This is a genomic window from Vagococcus fluvialis bH819 (genome assembly GCF_900163795.1).
GTDB classification, from domain to species: Bacteria; Bacillota; Bacilli; order Lactobacillales; family Vagococcaceae; genus Vagococcus; species Vagococcus fluvialis_A.
The window spans coordinates 169034-189477 of sequence record NZ_FWFD01000008.1 but is presented as its reverse complement, the minus strand read 5'-3'; the positions used below and the strand labels follow the sequence as shown (position 1 = coordinate 189477).

Annotated in this window: 20 protein-coding genes; 15 read left to right on the top strand and 5 right to left on the bottom strand. The window is 33.9% G+C overall.

What is annotated here, in order from left to right; all coding sequences use genetic code 11:
* Positions 1 to 74: 74 nt before the first annotated feature.
* Complete coding sequence (locus FM121_RS05000; protein ID WP_179203794.1) at positions 75 to 932, top strand: alpha/beta fold hydrolase; 858 nt, start codon at positions 75 to 77, stop codon at positions 930 to 932.
* Between the two features lie 356 nt (positions 933 to 1288).
* Positions 1289 to 2665: a Na+/H+ antiporter NhaC gene (gene nhaC, locus FM121_RS04995; RefSeq protein WP_086951060.1), complete on the top strand. Its 1377-nt coding sequence runs from the start codon at positions 1289 to 1291 to the stop codon at positions 2663 to 2665.
* Positions 2666 to 2747: 82 nt separating this feature from the next.
* On the opposite strand, the gene FM121_RS04990 is transcribed toward nhaC, so the two are convergent.
* The gene (locus tag FM121_RS04990; RefSeq protein ID WP_086951059.1) at positions 2748 to 3419 is read right to left on the bottom strand and encodes an ABC transporter ATP-binding protein; all 672 of its coding nucleotides are present in this window, start codon (positions 3417 to 3419) and stop codon (positions 2748 to 2750) included.
* Positions 3420 to 3430: 11 nt separating this feature from the next.
* Complete coding sequence (locus tag FM121_RS04985) at positions 3431 to 4537, bottom strand: FtsX-like permease family protein (RefSeq protein ID WP_086951058.1); 1107 nt, start codon at positions 4535 to 4537, stop codon at positions 3431 to 3433.
* A gap of 166 nt (positions 4538 to 4703) precedes the next feature.
* Between FM121_RS04985 and FM121_RS04980 the strand changes: the two genes are divergently transcribed.
* Positions 4704 to 5252, top strand: coding sequence for a TetR/AcrR family transcriptional regulator (locus FM121_RS04980; RefSeq protein WP_086951057.1), 549 nt, complete (start codon positions 4704 to 4706; stop codon positions 5250 to 5252).
* A gap of 86 nt (positions 5253 to 5338) precedes the next feature.
* Here the strand turns inward: FM121_RS04980 and sdaAA are convergent, their stop codons facing one another.
* Complete coding sequence (gene sdaAA, locus FM121_RS04975) at positions 5339 to 6208, bottom strand: L-serine ammonia-lyase, iron-sulfur-dependent, subunit alpha (RefSeq protein ID WP_086951056.1); 870 nt, start codon at positions 6206 to 6208, stop codon at positions 5339 to 5341.
* Positions 6209 to 6220: 12 nt separating this feature from the next.
* A complete protein-coding gene (gene sdaAB / locus FM121_RS04970) occupies positions 6221 to 6880 on the bottom strand; it encodes an L-serine ammonia-lyase, iron-sulfur-dependent subunit beta (protein WP_086951055.1) in 660 nt (219 codons plus the stop codon).
* A gap of 185 nt (positions 6881 to 7065) precedes the next feature.
* Between sdaAB and FM121_RS04965 the strand changes: the two genes are divergently transcribed.
* From FM121_RS04965 to FM121_RS04910, 12 genes are all read left to right on the top strand, one after another.
* Positions 7066 to 8286, top strand: a complete 1221-nt coding sequence (locus FM121_RS04965; protein WP_086951054.1) for a competence/damage-inducible protein A — start codon at positions 7066 to 7068, stop codon at positions 8284 to 8286.
* An 89-nt stretch (positions 8287 to 8375) separates the two neighbouring features.
* Positions 8376 to 9437: a recombinase RecA gene (gene recA, locus FM121_RS04960; protein WP_086951053.1), complete on the top strand. Its 1062-nt coding sequence runs from the start codon at positions 8376 to 8378 to the stop codon at positions 9435 to 9437.
* A gap of 219 nt (positions 9438 to 9656) precedes the next feature.
* The gene (gene rny / locus FM121_RS04955) at positions 9657 to 11210 is read left to right on the top strand and encodes a ribonuclease Y (protein ID WP_086951052.1); all 1554 of its coding nucleotides are present in this window, start codon (positions 9657 to 9659) and stop codon (positions 11208 to 11210) included.
* Positions 11211 to 11399: 189 nt separating this feature from the next.
* Positions 11400 to 11813, top strand: a complete 414-nt coding sequence (locus FM121_RS04950) for a YjdF family protein (protein WP_086951051.1) — start codon at positions 11400 to 11402, stop codon at positions 11811 to 11813.
* A 120-nt stretch (positions 11814 to 11933) separates the two neighbouring features.
* Positions 11934 to 12104 (top strand): DUF4177 domain-containing protein, encoded by a 171-nt coding sequence (locus tag FM121_RS04945; RefSeq protein ID WP_086951050.1) that lies wholly within the window; start codon positions 11934 to 11936, stop codon positions 12102 to 12104.
* Between the two features lie 83 nt (positions 12105 to 12187).
* Positions 12188 to 13063: an AraC family transcriptional regulator gene (locus FM121_RS04940; RefSeq protein WP_086951049.1), complete on the top strand. Its 876-nt coding sequence runs from the start codon at positions 12188 to 12190 to the stop codon at positions 13061 to 13063.
* 77 nt (positions 13064 to 13140) lie between these two features.
* Positions 13141 to 14220 (top strand): Gfo/Idh/MocA family protein, encoded by a 1080-nt coding sequence (locus tag FM121_RS04935; RefSeq protein ID WP_086951048.1) that lies wholly within the window; start codon positions 13141 to 13143, stop codon positions 14218 to 14220.
* Positions 14221 to 14231: 11 nt separating this feature from the next.
* The gene (locus tag FM121_RS04930; RefSeq protein ID WP_086951047.1) at positions 14232 to 14942 is read left to right on the top strand and encodes a ThuA domain-containing protein; all 711 of its coding nucleotides are present in this window, start codon (positions 14232 to 14234) and stop codon (positions 14940 to 14942) included.
* An 18-nt stretch (positions 14943 to 14960) separates the two neighbouring features.
* Positions 14961 to 15701 carry a sugar phosphate isomerase/epimerase family protein gene (locus FM121_RS04925; protein ID WP_086951046.1) on the top strand — a complete coding sequence of 247 codons (741 nt, stop codon included), beginning with the start codon at positions 14961 to 14963 and terminating at the stop codon, positions 15699 to 15701.
* A gap of 15 nt (positions 15702 to 15716) precedes the next feature.
* Positions 15717 to 16685 (top strand): sugar phosphate isomerase/epimerase family protein, encoded by a 969-nt coding sequence (locus FM121_RS04920; RefSeq protein ID WP_086951045.1) that lies wholly within the window; start codon positions 15717 to 15719, stop codon positions 16683 to 16685.
* A gap of 16 nt (positions 16686 to 16701) precedes the next feature.
* Complete coding sequence (locus tag FM121_RS04915; RefSeq protein ID WP_086951044.1) at positions 16702 to 17754, top strand: Gfo/Idh/MocA family protein; 1053 nt, start codon at positions 16702 to 16704, stop codon at positions 17752 to 17754.
* A gap of 104 nt (positions 17755 to 17858) precedes the next feature.
* Positions 17859 to 18260 (top strand): VOC family protein, encoded by a 402-nt coding sequence (locus FM121_RS04910; protein WP_086951043.1) that lies wholly within the window; start codon positions 17859 to 17861, stop codon positions 18258 to 18260.
* A gap of 88 nt (positions 18261 to 18348) precedes the next feature.
* Here FM121_RS04910 and FM121_RS04905 read toward each other — a convergent pair whose 3' ends face one another.
* Complete coding sequence (locus tag FM121_RS04905; protein ID WP_086951042.1) at positions 18349 to 20301, bottom strand: heavy metal translocating P-type ATPase; 1953 nt, start codon at positions 20299 to 20301, stop codon at positions 18349 to 18351.
* Positions 20302 to 20444 lie beyond the last annotated feature (143 nt).

Here is a 20444-nt window from a genome sequence, read left to right as displayed (position 1 = left end):
ACTCACCATCAAAATTTGAAGTATAATTTTGGTGATGAGTGACTTATTTATTACTAAAGAAAGGATGGATGAAAATGAAGCGAAAAACTTATTTAGCTATTTTTATGAGTTTGTTTTTATTATTAGTTGGATGCAAAAAAGAATCGACAGTTAAACAAGCGAGTAATCAATCAACCCCAGCAAGTGAAGAAATTAAAAAAAGTAATATTCCCACAGTTTTCATCCATGGATATAGTGGATCAAATAAAACTCTAAAAGGAATGACGCATCGTTTCGAAAAATTAGGATTTTCTACTGATACGATGGAGATGGTTGTTTCAAAAAAAGGTGAAATTTCCACATCAAAGAATAGTAATCAATCGTTTCAAAAAAACAATCCTGTAATCAGGCTGGCTTTTGAGGATAATAAAACCCATCAATGGGATCAGGCTGAGTGGATTAAAGTGGCATTAAGTTATTTAAAAACAAATTATGGTGTGAATGAAGTTAATTTAGTTGGTTTTTCGATGGGTGGAATTAGCAGTTTTCTATACCTAGAAACTTATCCCAATGATGACAAGTTACCTAAAGTTAATAAATTAGTTGCTATAGGTGCACCATTTAATGAATTTATTGAAATTAAAGACCAACAAGGTGAAGATATTTTACGTAATGGGCCAATGCAAGTTAGTCCTCAGTTAGAAAACTACAGGGACTTATCAAAAAATTTAAAGAAAGAAACTTCTTTTTTATTGATTGCTGGGCAAATTTCTGAAATCGATAAAAGTGACGGAACTGTACCTTTGAATAGCTCTCTAGGAATTTATTCTTTACTAGAAGAAAAAGGAATTGAAGTTAAAAGTGAAACTATTTATGGTGTAAACGCTGGTCATAGTGATCTTAGAAAAAATGAAGAAGTTGACGAATACATTGCCGAATTTTTATGGCGATAAAAGAAGCTTGACTTTTTTTTAGATTCCGTTTAGGATATGAAACAAGATTTACTTTTTTAACCAAGTAGATAATAAGAGTTGAGCCTAAGAAAATCGATGGTTGCTGAAAATCGATCCAACTTATTATTGAATTACACTAAAAAAGACATATAAATAAACAAATCAGAGATAAAAATAAGTTATTATTTTTAAATTAAGGTGGTACCGCGATATCAAAGTCGCCCTTATAGCATAAGCTATTTGGGTGACTTTTTTTATATTTAGGAGGAAAAATGATGAAACAGAGTTGTGGAGGAATTGTTCGTTATTGTCGATCTGGTTTTTGAAAAAAATAAAAAACTAGAGGAGAAAAAATAATGAATAAAAAAATTGGGTTATTAGAAGCAAGTATTGTTTTAGGTTTAATTATATTAAGTATTTCAGTAGGGGTGATTGGATTAAAATTATCACCTAATATTACGATTTTATTTGCCATTAGTGTCAGTATTTTTTACGTATTATTAAAAAGAATGCCTATGGAAATTATTAATAACGGAATTGTCTCTGGGTTAAAACCAGGAATTATCCCCATTTTTATCTTTTTGTTGGTAGGAGCTTTAATAGCTGTTTGGATTCAAGCAGGAATTATTCCAACATTAATGGTTGTTGGATTTAAAATTATTAGTGTGAAATGGTTTGTCCCTTCTGTATTTTTAGTTTGTGCGATTGTTGGAAGTGCTGTGGGAAGTGCCTTTACAGTTATGTCAACGATTGGAATTGCCTTTTTCGGAATCGGTGCAACTATTGGATTAAATCCAGCGTTAGTTGTTGGAGCGATTGTTTCAGGTTCAGTATTTGGAGATAAGATGTCACCTTTATCTGAATCAACGAACTTAGCCTCAGCAATTGTTGGAGCGGATCTCTTTAAACATATCAAACATTTAATGTGGTCAACCATTCCTGCATTTGTTATCTCATTGATATTGTTTGCAGTATTAGGTATAAGTAACACAAATGCTGATCTAAGTGAAATTGATACTGTTGTTAATGTATTAGAATCAAACTTTTCAATTTCATTTTGGTCAGTGATCCCGATTATTTTGATGTTAGTATGTGCGTGGAAAAAAATCCCAGCAATTATTACAATCTTACTTAATGTCATTGTTGGGATTGTGATGATTTTTATCCAAAAGCCGTCAACAGCTATTTCAAGCATTGCGACTGTTGTGGAAAAAGGATTTGTCTCTGAAACGGGGAATCAACAAATTGATTTACTTCTTTCAAGAGGTGGTATTGACAGTATGATGCCAACAGTGGCATTGATTATTTTAACTCTTTCATTAGGTGGAATTTTAATGGAAATTGGGTTAGTTACGACTGTCATAGAATCTTTAGTTAAAAAGCTAAATTCAACATGGCAATTAATTGTTGTGACATTGCTTTCTAGTATTGGTGTGAACATCTTTATTGGGGAACAATTCTTGTCAGTTATCTTACCAGGGAATGCCTTTAAAGAAGCTTACGATGAACGAAATATCGATCCAGTTGTTTTAAGTAGAACGCTAGAAGATGGCGGAACGGTAATCAATTACTTAATACCTTGGGGAATTGCAGGTAGTTTTGTGGCTAGTACCTTTGGTGTTCCAACCTTAACTTACTTACCATTTGTTTTTTTCAGTTTATTGTCACCAGTCTTTTCAGTTTTAAGTGCTGTAACAGGTATTGGTGTATTGTACAAAGAAGAAGCTAAATAAATATTAACAAAAGCCGGATTGGATTCTTAATTTTAATTAAGGACCCAATCCGGCTTTTTTAGGATGACGTATGAAAACATAGTTAGTTTTGTTCACTTAGTATGCCATCATTCATAGTAAGAATACGATCACAATTATCTAAAATTCTTAAATCATGCGTGACAACGATAATAGTTGTTTTCGTTTTTTCTGTGATTTCTTTAAAAATAGCCATTATTTCAAATGCTTTCTTTGTATCTAAACTTGCAGTTGGCTCATCTGCAAGGATGATTTTAGGCTCTTTAATGAGGGCTAAACCGACTGCAGCACGTTGGCGTTCTCCACCTGATATTTCTTCAGAATATTTATGTTTTAATTGTTTAATGCCCAAATTATCAAGTGTTTCATCTATTTTTTTAAAATTTATCTTTTCTTTATTAAATCGATATTGCAACTCAAACTGTTCTTGAATAGTTAAGTAGGGAACGAGGTTTGAAGCTTGTAATATAAAACCAATCTCATCAAATCTTAACTGAGTGAGCTCTTTGTTAGTCAATTGAGAAATATTTTTTCCATTAATCATTAAGTCACCATTAGTGGGTTTTTGTAGTGCCCCAATAATAGTAAGTAGAGTAGATTTTCCAGAACCACTCGGTCCAATGAGAGCGATAAATTCACCTTCATTAATCGTTAGAGTGGTCGGTTTTAATATATTTACTAGTTGTTCCCCTATTTTAAAGTCTTTTGAAATATTTTTCAGTTCGATCGTTTTCATGTCGATACCTCCTATAACGCATCTAGTGGGTCGATTTTTAGTGCATTTATGGCAGAGAAAAAACTACCAAGAAGAGAACAAATAATAAAAATAAAACTAATGATTACTGTTAAGAAGAGACTGAATTTAATTGGAATACTGTTAGGCAAGAAATTAATTGTGATGAAGAATAAAGTTAGTCCAATAATGATACCGATTAAACTAATGATAAGCGTTTGATAAATAACTGAACTACTAATGAAGCGGTTACTGATACCTTGGATTTTTAGAATAGCAAAAACTGATTTTTTTTGTAGTGTTAGAATGTACATGAAAATACCAATAATAACAGCTGAAATGATAATCAATGAAATAATCATTAAACCAAACGTTAAAATTTGAGCTTGATAACCAGGAATTTTATTAATAAATTCAGCCATAGAAAGTTGAATTAAATTATTTTGTTTTAAAAAGGATGATGATAGTTTATTTTTACTAATTAATGCGGATACTCTATTAGGCATATTGGGTGTAGGAGAAGTAATAGCATCTGTAGTATTTTTAGTCTTGTAAGTCATCATCACTTGGGAAGCTTGATTTAAAGAAACGTAGCCTACAGGTTGAGTGTTGTACTCTGCTTCTTTAGAAAAACCAACGACTTTAAAAGTACGATTGACATTAGAAAGACGGATAGTATCGTTTAACTTGATATTAGCTGACTTTTTAAATGATTCTGACAAAATAATTTGATTATCTTTTTTTATTTTTTCTCCAGCAACAATTTCTGGGAGGATAGTAGTATCGTTATCTTTTATTCCCATGAAAATTAAATTAAATTGCTTACTATCATTGTTTATTGTTACAACCGTATTAGAAATATTGAGTGGTGCAATCCCTTTTGTATCTAGTGTTTTAAGAAGTGATTGGTCAATACTAGAAGCGTAGATATTACTATTTGAAGATTTAGAAAGAATAACATAGTCTCCTTTCCAGTAATCAACTGAGGTTTTATTAGCACTTGATAAACCGAATGCAAGTCCAGTTAAAAAATAGACAAGATAGGTTATTAAAACAGTAACCATGATAATCATTATAAATTTTAGTTTTTCTTTTTTTATTTCTCTAATTGCTAAAAACATAAACGTCTCTTAATAATTAAAAATTATTAAGAACCTCCTTTCTACTTATCATTTGATAAGTAAATAATATCACGTGACACAATAACTTATCAACTGATAAGTTTCAGGCTGTTGAGTATTTTTCCAAATCATATTATGATGAAACTATATTAATTGAGGTGTTTATATGAAAAGTAAAAAAGAAGAGATAATAAATTACGCAACAGAGCTATTTATGACTCAAGGTTATGTGTCAACATCTACTCGTCAAATAGCGATGGGCTTAAATATTACACAACCAGCCATTTACCATCATTTTAAAAATAAGGAAGATATCTATGTTAATGTGTTAACCAATTTTACAGAGGAAATTGGGAGTGAGTTAGCACACATTCTAAAAAAAGAGGTAACACCAGAAAAAAAGTTGTTCGAAATGTCAGACTATTTAATAAAGAATCATTCCATTAATTTTTCTTTGATGATGAAAGATATGAAAGAAGAGTTATCTGAAAAAAGTCAGCAGCAAATATTTATGTTATGGAATGATAATTATTTTAAACCATTTAAGTATTTTTTTGAAAATTTAGATAAAAAAATAAAAAAAGATTACTCAGCAGAACAGGTTTCATTACATTATCTGAGAGTATTATCAGCGTACATGAATGACAATACTTATTCTAATAATCAACTTCCTATTGAAGAACTTATAACAATATTTTTTTATGGTATTTTTTAACATTCGAAAAAATACCAAGGGAGGATAATCTTAAAGTCATCCTCTCTTGATATTTATTATTATATAAACTTATAAAGAATCATCTGTCAATCTTTAGGGTATAACTTATTAGAAATGGCAAGGCCAGTTTTAGTTGTCGCTAAACCACCTTCAGCAGTTTCTTTAAAAATACTAGGCATTTGCATTCCAACACGGTGCATGGCTTCAACTACCTCATCTGGAGGAATGACACTTGTAATACCAGCTAGAGCCATATCTGCAGAAACATAGGCTTGTGAGGCACCTAAAGCATTTCTTTTCACACAAGGAACTTCAACAAGTCCTGCGACAGGATCACAAATAAGTCCCATCATATTTTTAATTGTAATTGCCACTGCTTGAGCTGATTGTTCCGGGGTACCACCACAAACTTCAACAAGAGCAGCACTTGCCATGGCACTAGCAGAACCAATCTCGGCTTGGCAACCCCCAGCAGCACCACTAATTGAAGCATTATTGGCAATCACTAAACCAAAAGCACCGGCTGTAAAGAGGAAATTAATTTGTTGTTCACGAGTTAACCCACGCTCTTCTGTTAAGGCGGATAGAACACCAGCAGCTACACCGGCACTACCAGCAGTAGGTGTCGCACAAATAACACCCATTTCGGCATTGACTTCATTGACAGCAACGGCATTTTGAACGGCTGTTAAAATAGTCTTACCGCTTAAAAAATCACCTTTGTTAAGATAATCATTCATTTTGGTAGCATCTCCACCTGTTAGTCCAGTAACAGAGGTGACTCCTTTAACCCCCTTTTCAATAGAAGCTGTCATCACATCTAAATTTTTTCCCATATGTTCAAGAATTTTTTTTCTTGAATGTTGAGAGGTTTCGATTTCAGTTTGGATCATAGCTTCATGAATCGAACCGCATTGATTCGCCATAATAACTAACTCTTCAATTGATTGAAACATTCATTTTCCTCCTTAACCAAAGAAACTTACTTCATCTATATAATCAATGGTCTTTAATTTATCCGTTAAACCTTCGATCCGTTCATCCACTTCAATGATCATAATCGCTTTATCACCTTTAGCTTCTCTTGTTACGGTCATCGTACTAATGTTAATATCATGCTCAGATAAAACTGCGGTTACTTTAGCGATGATCCCAGGTTTATCTTGGTGAACAGTTAGATAAGTTGGTGTAGATAAATCTAAATTAATCTTAAAGCCATTAAGTTCAGATATTTGAATAGCACCACCACCAATTGAAATACCCATACAGGTTAACGTACGTTTTCCAGATTTCACAACAATTTTTACTGAATTGGGATGATCTGCTTTTTCTTGTTTAGGGATGAAAGCGACTTCCATTCCCATTTCATGAGCAATTTTTAATGAACCAGACAAACGAGCATCATCGGGCTCCATATCTAATAAACCACCGACAAGAGCAATGTCGGTCCCATGTCCGCGATACGTTTTAGCAAAGGACTCGTAGAGATACAAATCCACAGTTTCAGGTTGTTCGCCAAAAATTTGGCGGACGACTTTTCCAATGCGAGCTGCTCCGGCGGTATGTGAACTACTTGGTCCGATCATGATAGGTCCGATGATATCAAAGACACTTTTATATTGAGCCATAAGAACTCTCCTTATAATTAATGGTATTTTACTTACCACTCATTCTACCATGAAGTGTGCCATTTTCCATATGATAGTAAACGATTATTAATAATATTTAATTGAACTTAAAGAAATTTATTAGTGTTTTGTTGTGATAAAATAAAATAGTGGAAAATATCGTATATTGATTGTGAGGGTGAAAGATGAAAGCAGAGATTATCGCAGTAGGAACAGAAATTTTATTAGGTCAAATTGTTAATACAAATGCAACTTACTTATCCCAAATTTTAACTGAGTTAGGATTTGATTTATATCATCAACAAGTAGTAGGTGATAATGAAGCACGATTATTTCATAGTATAGAAGAAGCAAGTAAAAGATCTACTTTAGTCGTTCTATGTGGTGGTTTGGGTCCAACAGAAGACGATTTAACGAAACAAACAGTGGCGAAGTTTGTTGATGAAGAACTGATGTATGATGAAAAAGCATTGAAACATGTTACGGATTATTTTGTTTACTCAGACCGGCCGATGACAGAAAATAATAAACAACAAGCTTTAACAATTAAAGGAGCTACTACGATTCAAAATCCAGCAGGTCTAGCTTGTGGTTTATTAATTGAAAAAAATAAAATAAATTATTTACTGTTACCAGGTCCACCAAGAGAAATGAAAAAAATGATAGAAGTAGGTGTGTTGCCACTTCTAAGTAAGATGTTACCTAATAAAATGAAACTAGTATCTAGGTACTTACGTTTTATGGGAATTGGTGAATCTCGATTAGTTACTGAATTGAGCGAGATGATTAAAATGCAGACTAATCCAACTATAGCCCCTTATGCCAAATCAAATGAAGTCATGCTAAGAATTACTGCGAAGTGTGAAGATGATCAAGAAGGTGAGTCACTTCTTGATCAAGTAGAAATAGAAATTATGAAAAAAGTTGGTGAGTACTTTTATGGATATGGTGAGAACTTAACGATAGAAGAAGTCATTGCTACTTTACTCAAGGAAAACAAACAAACACTATCTATTTTAGAAACAACAACAGGTGGTCTTTGTCAAAGTCGTATTAGTAAGGTTGAAGCAAGTTGTGACATAATGTGTGGAGGAAGAGTTCTTTATTCTGATAAAAGTTTATCAGCCTATTTAGCTGTTGAGAGTGAATTATATACCCTTAAAAACTGTGAAATATTGGCCACTAAAATTAAAGAAGAGATGCAAACTGATTTCGGATTAAGTATGATGGTTGTAGATAAAAAACATCAGAATAGCGAACATCCAGTGGGAACAATTTTTATAGCTATTGCAACTGAAACAGAAGTAGAGAGTAAAAAAATAATGATCAACCGTGATTTTGAATATATAAAGGATGGTGCGGTCAAACATAGCTTAAATTATTTAAGAAAAGTTATGAAAAAATAAAAGCGAATATCTGTTCGCTTTTATCTTGCTTTTTTATAAAAAAGACAGTATTATGTTCATAGAAGAGATAAATTTGAGGAGGCACATTGATGTCAGATAATCGTAAAACTGCATTAGATGCAGCATTAAAAAAAATAGAAAAAGATTTTGGTAAAGGTTCAGTCATGAAGCTAGGAGAAAAAGTAGATACACAAATATCTACTGTCTCAAGTGGATCATTAGCCTTAGACTCTGCTTTAGGTGTTGGTGGGTATCCTCGTGGTCGTATTATTGAAGTTTATGGACCAGAAAGCTCGGGTAAAACAACAGTTGCATTACATGCGATTGCTTCTGTTCAAAAAGAGGGTGGTACTGCTGCTTTTATCGATGCTGAACATGCCTTAGATCCTAAATATGCACAAGCATTAGGTGTAAATATTGATGAATTACTTCTTTCTCAACCTGATACCGGAGAGCAAGGATTAAGTATTGCAGAAGCACTTGTTTCAAGTGGAGCAATTGATATTGTAGTAATCGATTCAGTGGCTGCTTTAGTTCCGCGTGCTGAAATTGATGGAGAAATGGGAGATAGTCATGTGGGTCTACAAGCACGTTTGATGTCTCAAGCTTTAAGGAAATTATCTGGAACAATTAATAAGACTAAAACAATTGCGATTTTTATCAATCAAATTCGTGAAAAAGTTGGCGTAATGTTTGGTAATCCAGAAATAACTCCTGGTGGACGTGCCTTAAAATTTTACGCAACTGTGAGATTAGAAGTGAGACGTGCAGAGCAGTTGAAACAAGGAACAGATATAGTTGGTAACCGTACAAAAATTAAAGTAGTAAAAAATAAAGTAGCACCACCATTTAAAATAGCTGAAGTAGATATCATGTACGGAGAGGGTATTTCACAAGAAGGAGAACTTCTTGATATGGCTGCTGAAAAAGATATTGTGAATAAAAGCGGTGCATGGTATTCATATAAAGAAGAGCGTATTGGTCAAGGTCGTGAAAATGCGAAAAAATATTTTGCAGAACATCCAGAAATGATGGAAGAAATTTATCAACAAGTTAGAGTAGCATACAACATTGACGCAGCACCAGAAGAACCAGAGATACCTGAAAAGGATACCCCGTCAGAGGATATTGCTTTAGAGTTAGAAGAATAAAACTAAAATATCGACTGTTAAATGAACGAACACTTCATTTAACAGTTTTTTATGTTCTTAATAAGCTATTATTTAAGTTGACACTCCATTTAACAAAGCTTAAAATGAAGGATGTATAGTTTTATTTTATACACTCATGCCTGTAGAGCATGATTTAGTAATATTTTACTTTTAATCTACACATAAAAAAATAATGACAGATAGTATGGAGGTGTTTTTATGAATTTGATACTCCTCACTATCATCGGATTAATTGTAGGTTTGACACTAGGCTACTTTTTTGCGAAGTCTCAACATAGTAAGGAAATTGCAGGGGCTAATAATACAGCTGCTGGTATTTTGGGACAGGCTAAAAAAGATGCTGAGACTCTTAAAAAGGAGTATTTGTTGGAGGCTAAGGAACAGAATCAGGATTACCGATTTGAAATCGAAAGTGAGCTGAAAGAGGAAAGAGTAGAAATAAAAAATCAAGAGAATAGACTATTACAAAAAGAAAATAATCTTGATCGCAAAGATGACTCTTTAGAAAAGCGCGAACGTACACTTGAGGAAAAAGAGGAAAAGATTGATTCTAAGAGACAATTGATTGATGAGCGAGAACAAGAGGTATCAGAATTAATCGACAAGCAAAAAGATGAGCTTGAAAAAATTGCATCTTTAACAAAAGATGAAGCAAAAGATCTTATCATGGATGAAACAGAACAAGAATTAACCCATGAAAGAGCGATGTTTGTTAAAGATAGTAATCAAAAAGCCAAAGAAGAAGCGGATAGAAAAGCGAAGAATTTACTTTCTCTAGCGATTCAACGTTGTGCTGCTGATCAAGTATCAGAATTAACTGTAACAGTTGTTAATTTACCAAATGACGACATGAAAGGCCGTATTATTGGCCGTGAAGGTCGTAATATTCGTACACTTGAAACACTAACGGGAATAGATTTGATCATTGACGATACACCAGAAGCAGTTGTGCTTTCAGGATTTGATCCAATCAGACGTGAAGTGGCAAGAATGACCTTAGAAAAATTAATTCAAGATGGTCGAATTCATCCAGCTCGTATTGAAGAGATGGTTGAGAAATCTCGTAAAGAGATGGACGAAAGAATTCGAGAGTATGGTGAAAATGCGGCATTTGATGTTGGCGTTCACTCATTACATCCAGACTTAATTAAGATTTTGGGTCGTATGAGATTCAGAACAAGTTATGGTCAAAACGTGTTGAATCATTCGATAGAAGTAGCTAAGTTAGCTGGTGTTCTAGCTGAAGAGTTGGGAGAAGATCCAGTCTTAGCAAGACGTGCGGGACTATTACATGATATTGGTAAAGCACTAGATCATGAAGTGGATGGTTCACATGTTGAAATTGGAACAGAATTAGTAAGTAAGTATAAAGAAAATTCAGTTGTTATTAACGCTGTAGCCTCACATCATGGCGATGTAGAAGCCACTTCTGTTATTTCAGTCTTAGTTGCAGCAGCAGATGCATTATCTGCCGCAAGACCAGGCGCTAGAAGTGAATCTTTAGAAAACTACATTAAACGCTTAGAGCGCTTAGAAAACATTGCTAATGATTTCCCAGGTGTGGATACAAGTTTTGCTATCCAGGCTGGTCGTGAGATCCGCGTTATGGTTAAACCAGACGAAGTAACAGATGATGAAGCGATATTATTAGTGAGAGATGTTAGAAAACGCATTGAAAGCGAATTAGAATATCCAGGTCACATTAAAGTAACTGTTGTCCGTGAATTACGAGCAGTAGATTACGCTAAGTAAGAATGGATGAGAAGGTAAAGTGAAAACTTTATCTTCTTTTTTTACTTTTATTTGCTATATAATACGTCAGGTTATATAATAAAGCCACATAAAATCACGTTACGGTTGGTAGTCCGTAAGCACGCTAAAACGTGTTAGTATCCTTCCCTCCAGGTCGTCCATTGTAATTTTTTATAAAGGAGGGCTATCATGAAATTAACAATTTATTTTGATGGTAGTTTTTGGTACGGTTTGATTGAATATCAGGAAAGGAATAAGTTGCTTGTTTATAAGCATATGTTTGGTAGAGCACCAAAAGATGCGGAAGTTCTTGATTTTATTGATTATGAATTGACGTCCATTTTGGTAAATAGTCGGTTTAGTGATATCACTGAATCGGTGGAAGAAACTAAAAAAATCAACCCAAAACGGATGCAACGATTAATCAATCGTCAAAAAAAACAAACAGTTATTTCGACTAAGTCCCAAGACGCAATGAGAGAGATTCAAGACAGTTTAAAGATTGAGAGGAAACAAATTTCGAAGGCGGAAAAAGAACGTTTGAAGCAAGAAAAATTTGATAAAGCTCAATTAAAAAAACTGAAAAAGCGTAAAGGGCATTAAAGATAAAGAAATCGTATCAAGAGAGAGGCTGACCAAAATGTCAGCCTCTGTTTTATTTATACGAATTCTTTTTAATACGTTGTATTATGTTAATTTTTTTAGGGAAGGAGTGTATTAGAAATGTACCGCTATATATCAATTAAGACTAAAATTTCTGGTGAAATGAAAGAAGATTATGCTGATATTTTAAATGAATATTTAAGAGAGGGTTATGAATTAGTTTCTATGGTACCAATGTACAGACGTCGTTATATTCCTCATCATTATGATTTGATTTTTAAGAAAATGTAACTTCATAAAGGAAGAAATTTTTTCTTTTTTTATCAAGTTTGCTATACTAATTTCATGAGAAAGCCACAGGAAGGGGACTTATCGTGAGCTTATATTTAGAAATTCCAGAGTGGCCGTTATCATTTCCATTTAGGACGTTTGAAAATGAGGGCGAAATCATTGTTCCGCCACACTGGCATAAAGAAATAGAAATTATTTATGTGACAAAAGGATCAGTAAATATTGGTTATAATGATCAAATTATTCAAGTGCATGAAGGTGATATTTTTGTTTTTGGGAGTGGTGAAAGTCACTATTTTGTTGCATCACCTGGTAGTATTAGAAGGGTATTTCAATTTGATTTAAGTTTATTTAGAGACACTTTATTTAAAGAAAAAAGTCATAAAGAATTAGCTAAATTATTTGAAGAGGCCGAGAACCATAGTGTTCATTGGCCGAATGAAGTAAAAGAAAAAGTTCTAGCTTGTTTACATGATTTGATTCAAGAGATGAGTGAGCTAAAAATTGGTTATGAGCATGCGATGATCAGTGATTTGTTAAGATTAATGACAATATATTATCGTGAAATTCCAGCCAAACCAGATATTTATAAAAAAGCTAATTTTGTGGATGCTACTAATAATCACGAAACATTGGAAAGGCTAAACGAAATCTTCATTTATATTGAGAATCATTACGAGGAATTAATCACTTTAGATGACATTGCCGAAGTTGTTGGTTTTAGCCCTTATTATTTCTCAAGGTTTTTTAAAAAAAATACTGGTCAAACGTTTATGCAGTTTCTGACTGATTATCGAATCAATCAAGCAAAATACATTCTCTCTCATGAAAAAATACCGATGATTGAAGTGGCAGAAAAATCAGGCTTTAATAGTGTAAAGACTTTTCATCATGTTTTTAAGGAACAAGTAGGAATGTCGCCTCTTAAATTTCACAAGGCAATATTCGGGAATAATTAAGCATGAAACAAGGAAGAAACCCCTATCAAAGTTTTGTAGAATGAACGTACAAACAAAACATTGATGGGGGTTTTATTATGACATTAAAAATTGGGATTATCGGATGTGGCGGAATTGCTAACGGGAAACATATGCCAGCATTAAAACAAGTAAAAGAAGTAGAAATGGTTGCTTTCTGTGATATAGATGAAGCAAAAGCGATTAAAGCGAAAGCGGATTTTGGCAGTGAATCAACAAAAGTGTATACAGATTATAAGGAATTATTAAAAGATGAATTAATTGATGTGATTCATGTTTGTACACCAAATAACTCGCATGCAGAAATTTCAATTGCTGGTCTTCATGCAGATAAACACGTTATGTGTGAAAAACCAATGGCGAAAACAAGTGAAGAAGCAAGAGCGATGTTAGCGGCTGCTAAAGAAACAGGGAAAAAATTAACAATTGGTTATCAAAACCGTTTTAGAACAGATTCACAGTACTTACATGCTGCTTGTTCAGATGGTGATTTAGGCGAAATTTACGTAGGTAAAGCACACGCTATTCGTCGTCGTGCTGTACCAACTTGGGGTGTGTTCTTAGATGAAGAAGCTCAAGGTGGCGGTCCATTAATCGATATCGGTACACACGCTTTAGATTTAACCTTATGGATGATGGATAATTATAAACCTAAATATGTTGTTGGAAATGCGTATCATAAATTATCTTCAACTAAAAATGCAGCTAATGCATGGGGACCATGGGATCCAGAAAAATTCACAGTCGAAGATTCTGCATTTGGTTTTATTACAATGGAAAACGGTGCTTCAATTACTTTAGAAGCAAGCTGGGCAATCAATAGCTTAGATGTAGATGAAGCTAAAACCAGCCTTTCAGGAACTAAAGCTGGAGCAGACATGAAAAACGGTTTAACAATTAATGGTGAAGATCGTGGTCTGTTGTATCAGAAAAAAGTAGAACTTGAAACAGGTGGCGTTGATTTTTACGATGGAGCCGGAACAGATCCAGCTGTTGTAGAAGCTCAATCTTGGGTTAATGCGATTATTAATGACACAGAACCAGTTGTAAAACCCGAACAAGCACTTGTCGTTACTGAAATTTTAGAAGCTATTTATAAATCTTCAGAACTTGGTGAACCAGTATTTTTAAATAAATAGGAGTGTGGAAAATGATTAATGTCACTGTGTGGAATGAATACCGTCATGAAAAGACTGATGAGAAAGTTCGTGAAGTTTATCCAGAGGGGATTCATGAACAATTAAAAAATTTCTTACAAGAAGATTTTCAGGTGAGAACAGCAACTCTTGATGAAGAGGAGCATGGTTTAACAGAGGAAGTTTTAAATGATACAGACGTTTTAATCTGGTGGGGACATATTGCTCATGATGAAGTTTCAGAGGAAATCGTCAACCGTGTGCACGAACGTGTCTTGCAAGGAATGGGTTTGATTGTTCTACATTCAGGACATATGTCTAAAATATTTGTAAAATTAATGGGAACAACTTGTGATTTGAAGTGGCGTGAGGCAGATGAAAAATGTCGTATTTGGAATGTTAATCCAAGTCACCCAATTGTTGAAGGCATTGGTGAGTACATTGATCTTGAAAAAGAAGAAATGTATGGAGAGCATTTTGATATTCCAACTCCAGAAGAATTGATTTTTATTAATTGGTATCAAGGTGGAGAAGTGTTCCGTGGAGGCTGTACGTATCGCCGTGGTAATGGTAAGATTTTCTATTTCCAACCAGGACATGAGACGTACCCTTCTTACTACCATCCAAAAGTTCAACGAGTGATTAAAAATGCTGTGAGATGGGCAACGCCAACGGATAATACGTATCCAACTTATGGTAATCATCAACCATTAGAGAAATTGTAGAAATAGGAGTTCATAATAATGAAACCATTAATTAGTTTACAACTGTGGAGTGTTCAAGACGCCTGTGCTGAAAATTTTGAAGAAGTTTTAGAAAAAGTAAAAAAATTTGGCTATGATGGAGTGGAGTTTGCAGGTTATTATAATTTAAAAGCCTCAGATTTACAGCAAAAATTACAAGATATTTCTTTAAAAGTATCAGGTTCGCATGTTGGTTTTGACTCTTTGCTAGAAAATTTTGAAGAAGTTGTCGCTTTTGAAAAAGCAATCAATAATCATTCCGTGATTGTTCCTCATATAGGTGCAGATTCAATAGAAGAATGGGAAGTCAAAATTGAGCAATTAAAAGAATTATCTGAAAAACTTAAACAAAAAAAATTAGTTCTAGGTTATCACAATCATGCGCATGAAATAATGGATATTCCCAATGTGAATGTTTTAGAAAAAATGATTGAGATGATTCCTGATATTCAGCTAGAAGTGGATACTTATTGGTTATCTTATGCTGGAATTGACGTGATTCCTTGGTTAGAAAAACATAAGAAAAATATCAGTTGGCTGCATATTAAAGATATGCTGACAATTAACGATGAAAAAGAAAGTACTGAAATCGGAAAAGGAATTCTTCCAATCGATTCTTATATGAATTGGGCGAAGGCAGCTAAGTTAGAATGGGTGGTCATTGAACAGGAAGCCTTCCAATCACTAACACCAATGGAAAGTGCTAAAGTAAATATAGAAGCATTAAGTAAATTAAACTAGAGAGGATTGGATGAGATGAAATTAGGCGTTTTTACTCCATTATTTAATAATTTAAGTTTTGATGAAATGATTGAAGAAGTTGCTAAAAGAGGATTGCAAACAGTGGAAATTGGTACGGGAGGCTCTCCAGGTACAGCTCACTGTGATATTGACAAATTACTAGCAAGTGGGGATGCTAGAAAAGAATATTTAGCAAAACTACAAGATAAAGGGTTAGAAATCAGTGCTTTTAGTGCCCATCATAATCCAATCTCTCCCAATAAAGCTGAAGCAACTGAAGCAGATGAATTATTACGTAAGACAATCAAATTAGCTTCAATGATGAATGTGCCGATTGTTAATGGCTTTTCAGGTGTTGCTGGAGGTAACGAAACAGACACAAGCGTTAACTGGCCTGTGTTACCTTGGCCTACAGACTACACTGATATTTATAACTATCAATGGGAGAAAAAATTAATTCCTTATTGGAAAGAAATTAATCAAGAGTGTGATGCAGCCGGTGTTAAAATTGGGATTGAGTTACATGGTGGCTTCTTAGCACATACACCATATACTATGCTTAAATTAAGAGATGCAGCGGGGAAAAATATTGGCTGTAATTTAGATCCATCTCATTTATGGTGGCAAGGAATTGACCCAGTTGGTGCAATTAAAATATTAGGTAAGGAAAATGCAATTAACCATTTCCACGCCAAAGATACTTATTTAGATCAAGATAACATTAACATGCATGGTTTAACAGATATGCAACCATATAGTGACGTTCAAACACGTGCGTGGACCTTTAGATCTGTTGGTTGTGGTCATAGTATTCAAGAGTGGTCTGATATTATTAGTGCCCTTCGTTTATACGGTTACGACTATGTTTTAAGTATTGAGCATGAAGATCCGATTATGTCGATTGATGAAGGATTTGACCGTGCAGTAACTAATTTGAAATCAATTATGATCAAAGACCAACCTGGTGGTATGTGGTGGGCTTAAGATAAGGAGGAGAACAATGGATTTAATAAACTTCGTCGTTATTGGCTATGGTGGAATGGGTAGTTACCATGCTAAAGATTTAATTCAAGAATCAAATGGTGTAAAAGTGGTCGGTGTTTATGACATTGATCCAACTCGTCTTGATTTAGCCAAAGAAAATAAATTTAAAACATATGAAACGTTAGAAAGTGTCTTAGCAGATGAAACGGTGGAAGCTGTTTTAATTGCGACACCTAATGACAGTCATAAAGAACTAGCTATTAAAGCAATGAAAGCTGGTAAGCACGTTGTCTGTGAAAAACCAGTGATGATGAACACAACGGAATTAGAAGAAGTAATAGCTATCTCAAAAGTTGAAAATAAAACCTTTATGGTACATCAAAATAGACGATGGGACAATGACTTTTTAATTATCCGTGATTTATATAAAACTCATCAAATAGGTGATTTATTCCAAATCGAGTCTCGTGTTCAAGGCGCTAATGGTATTCCTGGTGACTGGCGCCATTTAAAACAACATGGTGGTGGAATGGTCCTTGATTGGGGCGTTCACTTATTAGATCAAATGTTATTTATGATCAATAGTAAATTAAAAACAGTCTCTTGTGATTTAAGTTATGTCTTGGGAGATGAAGTGGATGATGGTTTTATTAGTTATCTAACTTTTGAAAATGGCGTCAAAGCAATTGTTGAAGTAGGTACAACTAATTTTGTTAAATTACCAAGATGGTATGTTCGTGGTTTTGAAGGAGCAGCAGTAATTAATGATTGGGATTTATCTGGAAAAATTGTTAAACAAACAGGTACCATTGATCATCATAACTTAGTGCCAATTCAAGCGGGACAAGGTTTAACCAAAACAATGGCACCACCATCAGAAGAAGCGACAACAACATTTGAGATCACTGAAGTTCCATCCGATTTTGATAATTTCTATCATAACTTTTATGATGTTATCAGAAATAATGCGGAACCAATTGTGAAAAATGAAGAGGTATATCGCGTATTACGATTAATTGAAGTAATGTTTGAAGCAGCAGAGAAAAAGCAAACCTTAACATTTGAATAATTAAAGGCACTTAAGATTAAAATGAATCTTAAGTGCTTTTTACTAACCTGATATATATGATCTGTATTATAATTAATCATCTTAAAGAAAAGGAATGATGTTAAATGGCTACAATGGTTTTTGTTAATTTTCCAGTCAAAGATGTGAAAGCTTCTACTATATTTTATGAAAAATTAGGTTTTAAATTAAATCCAGTATTTTCAACAGAAGATACAAGTTGCATGGTCTGGGATGATAACTTTTTTGTGATGTTACTTGAACATGCTAGATATGAATTCTTTACACCAAACAGAACGGTAGCGGATAATACAAAAACAAGTAGTGCCTTGATTGCTTTTTCTATGAATGATGCGCAAGAAGTGAAAGATTTTGGTGAAGCAGCCAGAAACAATGGTGGTAATGTTTACCAAATCGAAACAGGAATGCCAGAAGAAATGATGTATGGTTTAGAAGTTCAAGATTTAGATGGCAATACCCTAGAGCCAATGTGGATGGCACAACCGTAAATACGCGATCCTTTTAATACCTAACTTAAACAATATGGATAAAATTAAAAAGAAGCTGATCAGAATAATCAGCTTCTTTTTGATATTTTTATTCTTGTAAAGGTTTCAACAATCTTAATCCATTGAATAAAACAATTAATGTACTACCCTCATGTGCAATAATACCAAGAGGTAAATTCATCTTGCCCATTATATTAAGGATGACAAGTAAAACTACAATGAACATAGAAAAAGTGATGTTTTGCATAACGACTTTATCTAAACGTTTAGAAATACGATGAGCATAACTTAATTTAGTTAAATCGTTTTTCATAAGAACAACATCAGCAACGTCGATAGCGATATCCGTTCCTTCACCCATAGCAATTCCCACATCCGCTTTAACAAGAGCTGGAGCATCATTGACACCATCGCCAACCATTGCAGTAGAACCATATTTTGCTTCTAAGTCTTCAATAATAGCAGATTTATTTTCAGGTAAAACATTGCCAACAACTTCGTCCATACCAAGTTGATTAGCAACGGCACGGCCAGTTTTTTCAGCGTCACCAGTAATCATTGTTGTGTGAATTCCTTGAGATTTAAGATAAGAAATAACTTGTTTAGAATTTTCATTTGGTAAATCCATCATGGCGATTAAGCCAATAACTTTTTCGTTTTCAGAGAAGTAAACAACTGTTTTTCCTTGTTCTGAATAAGTATGGTTAAGTTGTTCGATTTTGCTATCAACTTTTGTAAATTGGGCAGGCTTACCAATACGATAGGTAATTCCTTTATATGTTGAAACTAGGCCTTTACCAATTTGGTTTTCAATATCAAGAGAAAGAACTTCAGTGACATTAATGTGAGATAAAATAGCATTAGCTAATGGGTGGTTAGCCTGTTTTTCCATCGCTGCAATAATATTTAAGTAATTAGCTGAATTATTTTCATTTTCAACTGTGAAGAAAACGTCAGTTACTTTTGGTTTACCCTCAGTTAAAGTCCCTGTTTTATCAAAGGCAATGGCACGAATACCTTCTAAGTTGGAAAGGAATGAACCGCCTTTAAACAAGACACCACGTTTAGCTAAGTTAGAAATTCCTGATAATGTAGCAGGAACGTCACTGGCAGCTAGGGCACAAGGTGAGGCAACAGTAAGAAAGACCATCCCTTTATAGAAACTATCATACCAAGTAGCACCAAAGATAAGTGGCATAGCAAGAATGTAAAGTGTCACGATAATCATAACAGCAGTCACATATTTTGGTTCTAATTTTTTAATCTTAGTCGCCTTTTTTGAAAGGTTCGATTGTGATTGATTAACGAGTTGTAAGATTTTAGCAAAAACAGTATCCGAGCTCTCTTTAGTGACTTCAATGGTAATCATTCCATTACCATTAATGGTACTTCCGTAGACATCATCCCCAACTGTTTTTTCAGCCGGCACACTTTCACCGTTAATAGAAGCTTCATCAATAGAAGTGTATCCAGAGATAATACGACCATCTGTTGGGATTTGGTCACCGTTTAAAATCTTTAATTGATCACCAATTTTTAAAGTAGACACATCTACTATTTCAGTGGAACCATCTGCTTTAATTAGGCGAGCTTCTGTTGGATTCATTTTCATTAAATTAGTAATTTCACGTTTACTTTTACCCTCAGCGTAGTCTTCTAAGAAGTGAGCGCCAGCGAAGATAACGATAAGTAAAGCTCCTTCTTTAAAGTCACCAATAATGGCGGCTCCAAATGCTGCAAGCGTCATTAGGATATGGACATTAGGCGTGAATTTACGATTAGCTTTTGTTTGAGTAATTGTATCTTCAAATCCCTCAATAATAATATGATACCCAGACATAAAAATTGTCACAGTAGCTAGAATATTTTGTAGCATACCATCTGGTGTGAATAGACTAGCGATATAAGTGGCTAAACCTATGAAAAATAAGATGACAGGTAATTTTCCATGATCGTGATCGTGCCCACCGTGATCGTGCTCATGGTCATGTTCGTGATTGTGTTCAGTGTGTTTTTTATTGTTAGTAAGTGATTGTTCCATAAAAAAACTCCTCCTTTTAAAATATGTTTGATTTGTCATATGAATGTTTATTCATTTGTTTAGTATAGAGCAAAAAATCTATAAATGCAAGTGAATTGATAAAAAAAAGAGTAACAAAAGAATAAATTTATTCTTTCGTTACT

Excerpts from the sequence above, each read along its gene's own strand:
- FM121_RS05000 (WP_179203794.1), top strand. The coding sequence starts at position 75 with ATGAAGCGAAAAACTTATTTAGCTATTTTTATGAGTTTGTTTTTATTA.
- nhaC (WP_086951060.1), top strand. The coding sequence starts at position 1,289 with ATGAATAAAAAAATTGGGTTATTAGAAGCAAGTATTGTTTTAGGTTTA.
- FM121_RS04990 (WP_086951059.1), bottom strand. The coding sequence starts at position 3,419 with ATGAAAACGATCGAACTGAAAAATATTTCAAAAGACTTTAAAATAGGG.
- FM121_RS04985 (WP_086951058.1), bottom strand. The coding sequence starts at position 4,537 with ATGTTTTTAGCAATTAGAGAAATAAAAAAAGAAAAACTAAAATTTATA.
- FM121_RS04980 (WP_086951057.1), top strand. The coding sequence starts at position 4,704 with ATGAAAAGTAAAAAAGAAGAGATAATAAATTACGCAACAGAGCTATTT.
- sdaAA (WP_086951056.1), bottom strand. The coding sequence starts at position 6,208 with ATGTTTCAATCAATTGAAGAGTTAGTTATTATGGCGAATCAATGCGGT.
- sdaAB (WP_086951055.1), bottom strand. The coding sequence starts at position 6,880 with ATGGCTCAATATAAAAGTGTCTTTGATATCATCGGACCTATCATGATC.
- FM121_RS04965 (WP_086951054.1), top strand. The coding sequence starts at position 7,066 with ATGAAAGCAGAGATTATCGCAGTAGGAACAGAAATTTTATTAGGTCAA.
- recA (WP_086951053.1), top strand. The coding sequence starts at position 8,376 with ATGTCAGATAATCGTAAAACTGCATTAGATGCAGCATTAAAAAAAATA.
- rny (WP_086951052.1), top strand. The coding sequence starts at position 9,657 with ATGAATTTGATACTCCTCACTATCATCGGATTAATTGTAGGTTTGACA.
- FM121_RS04950 (WP_086951051.1), top strand. The coding sequence starts at position 11,400 with ATGAAATTAACAATTTATTTTGATGGTAGTTTTTGGTACGGTTTGATT.
- FM121_RS04945 (WP_086951050.1), top strand. The coding sequence starts at position 11,934 with ATGTACCGCTATATATCAATTAAGACTAAAATTTCTGGTGAAATGAAA.
- FM121_RS04935 (WP_086951048.1), top strand. The coding sequence starts at position 13,141 with ATGACATTAAAAATTGGGATTATCGGATGTGGCGGAATTGCTAACGGG.
- FM121_RS04930 (WP_086951047.1), top strand. The coding sequence starts at position 14,232 with ATGATTAATGTCACTGTGTGGAATGAATACCGTCATGAAAAGACTGAT.
- FM121_RS04925 (WP_086951046.1), top strand. The coding sequence starts at position 14,961 with ATGAAACCATTAATTAGTTTACAACTGTGGAGTGTTCAAGACGCCTGT.
- FM121_RS04920 (WP_086951045.1), top strand. The coding sequence starts at position 15,717 with ATGAAATTAGGCGTTTTTACTCCATTATTTAATAATTTAAGTTTTGAT.
- FM121_RS04915 (WP_086951044.1), top strand. The coding sequence starts at position 16,702 with ATGGATTTAATAAACTTCGTCGTTATTGGCTATGGTGGAATGGGTAGT.
- FM121_RS04910 (WP_086951043.1), top strand. The coding sequence starts at position 17,859 with ATGGCTACAATGGTTTTTGTTAATTTTCCAGTCAAAGATGTGAAAGCT.
- FM121_RS04905 (WP_086951042.1), bottom strand. The coding sequence starts at position 20,301 with ATGGAACAATCACTTACTAACAATAAAAAACACACTGAACACAATCAC.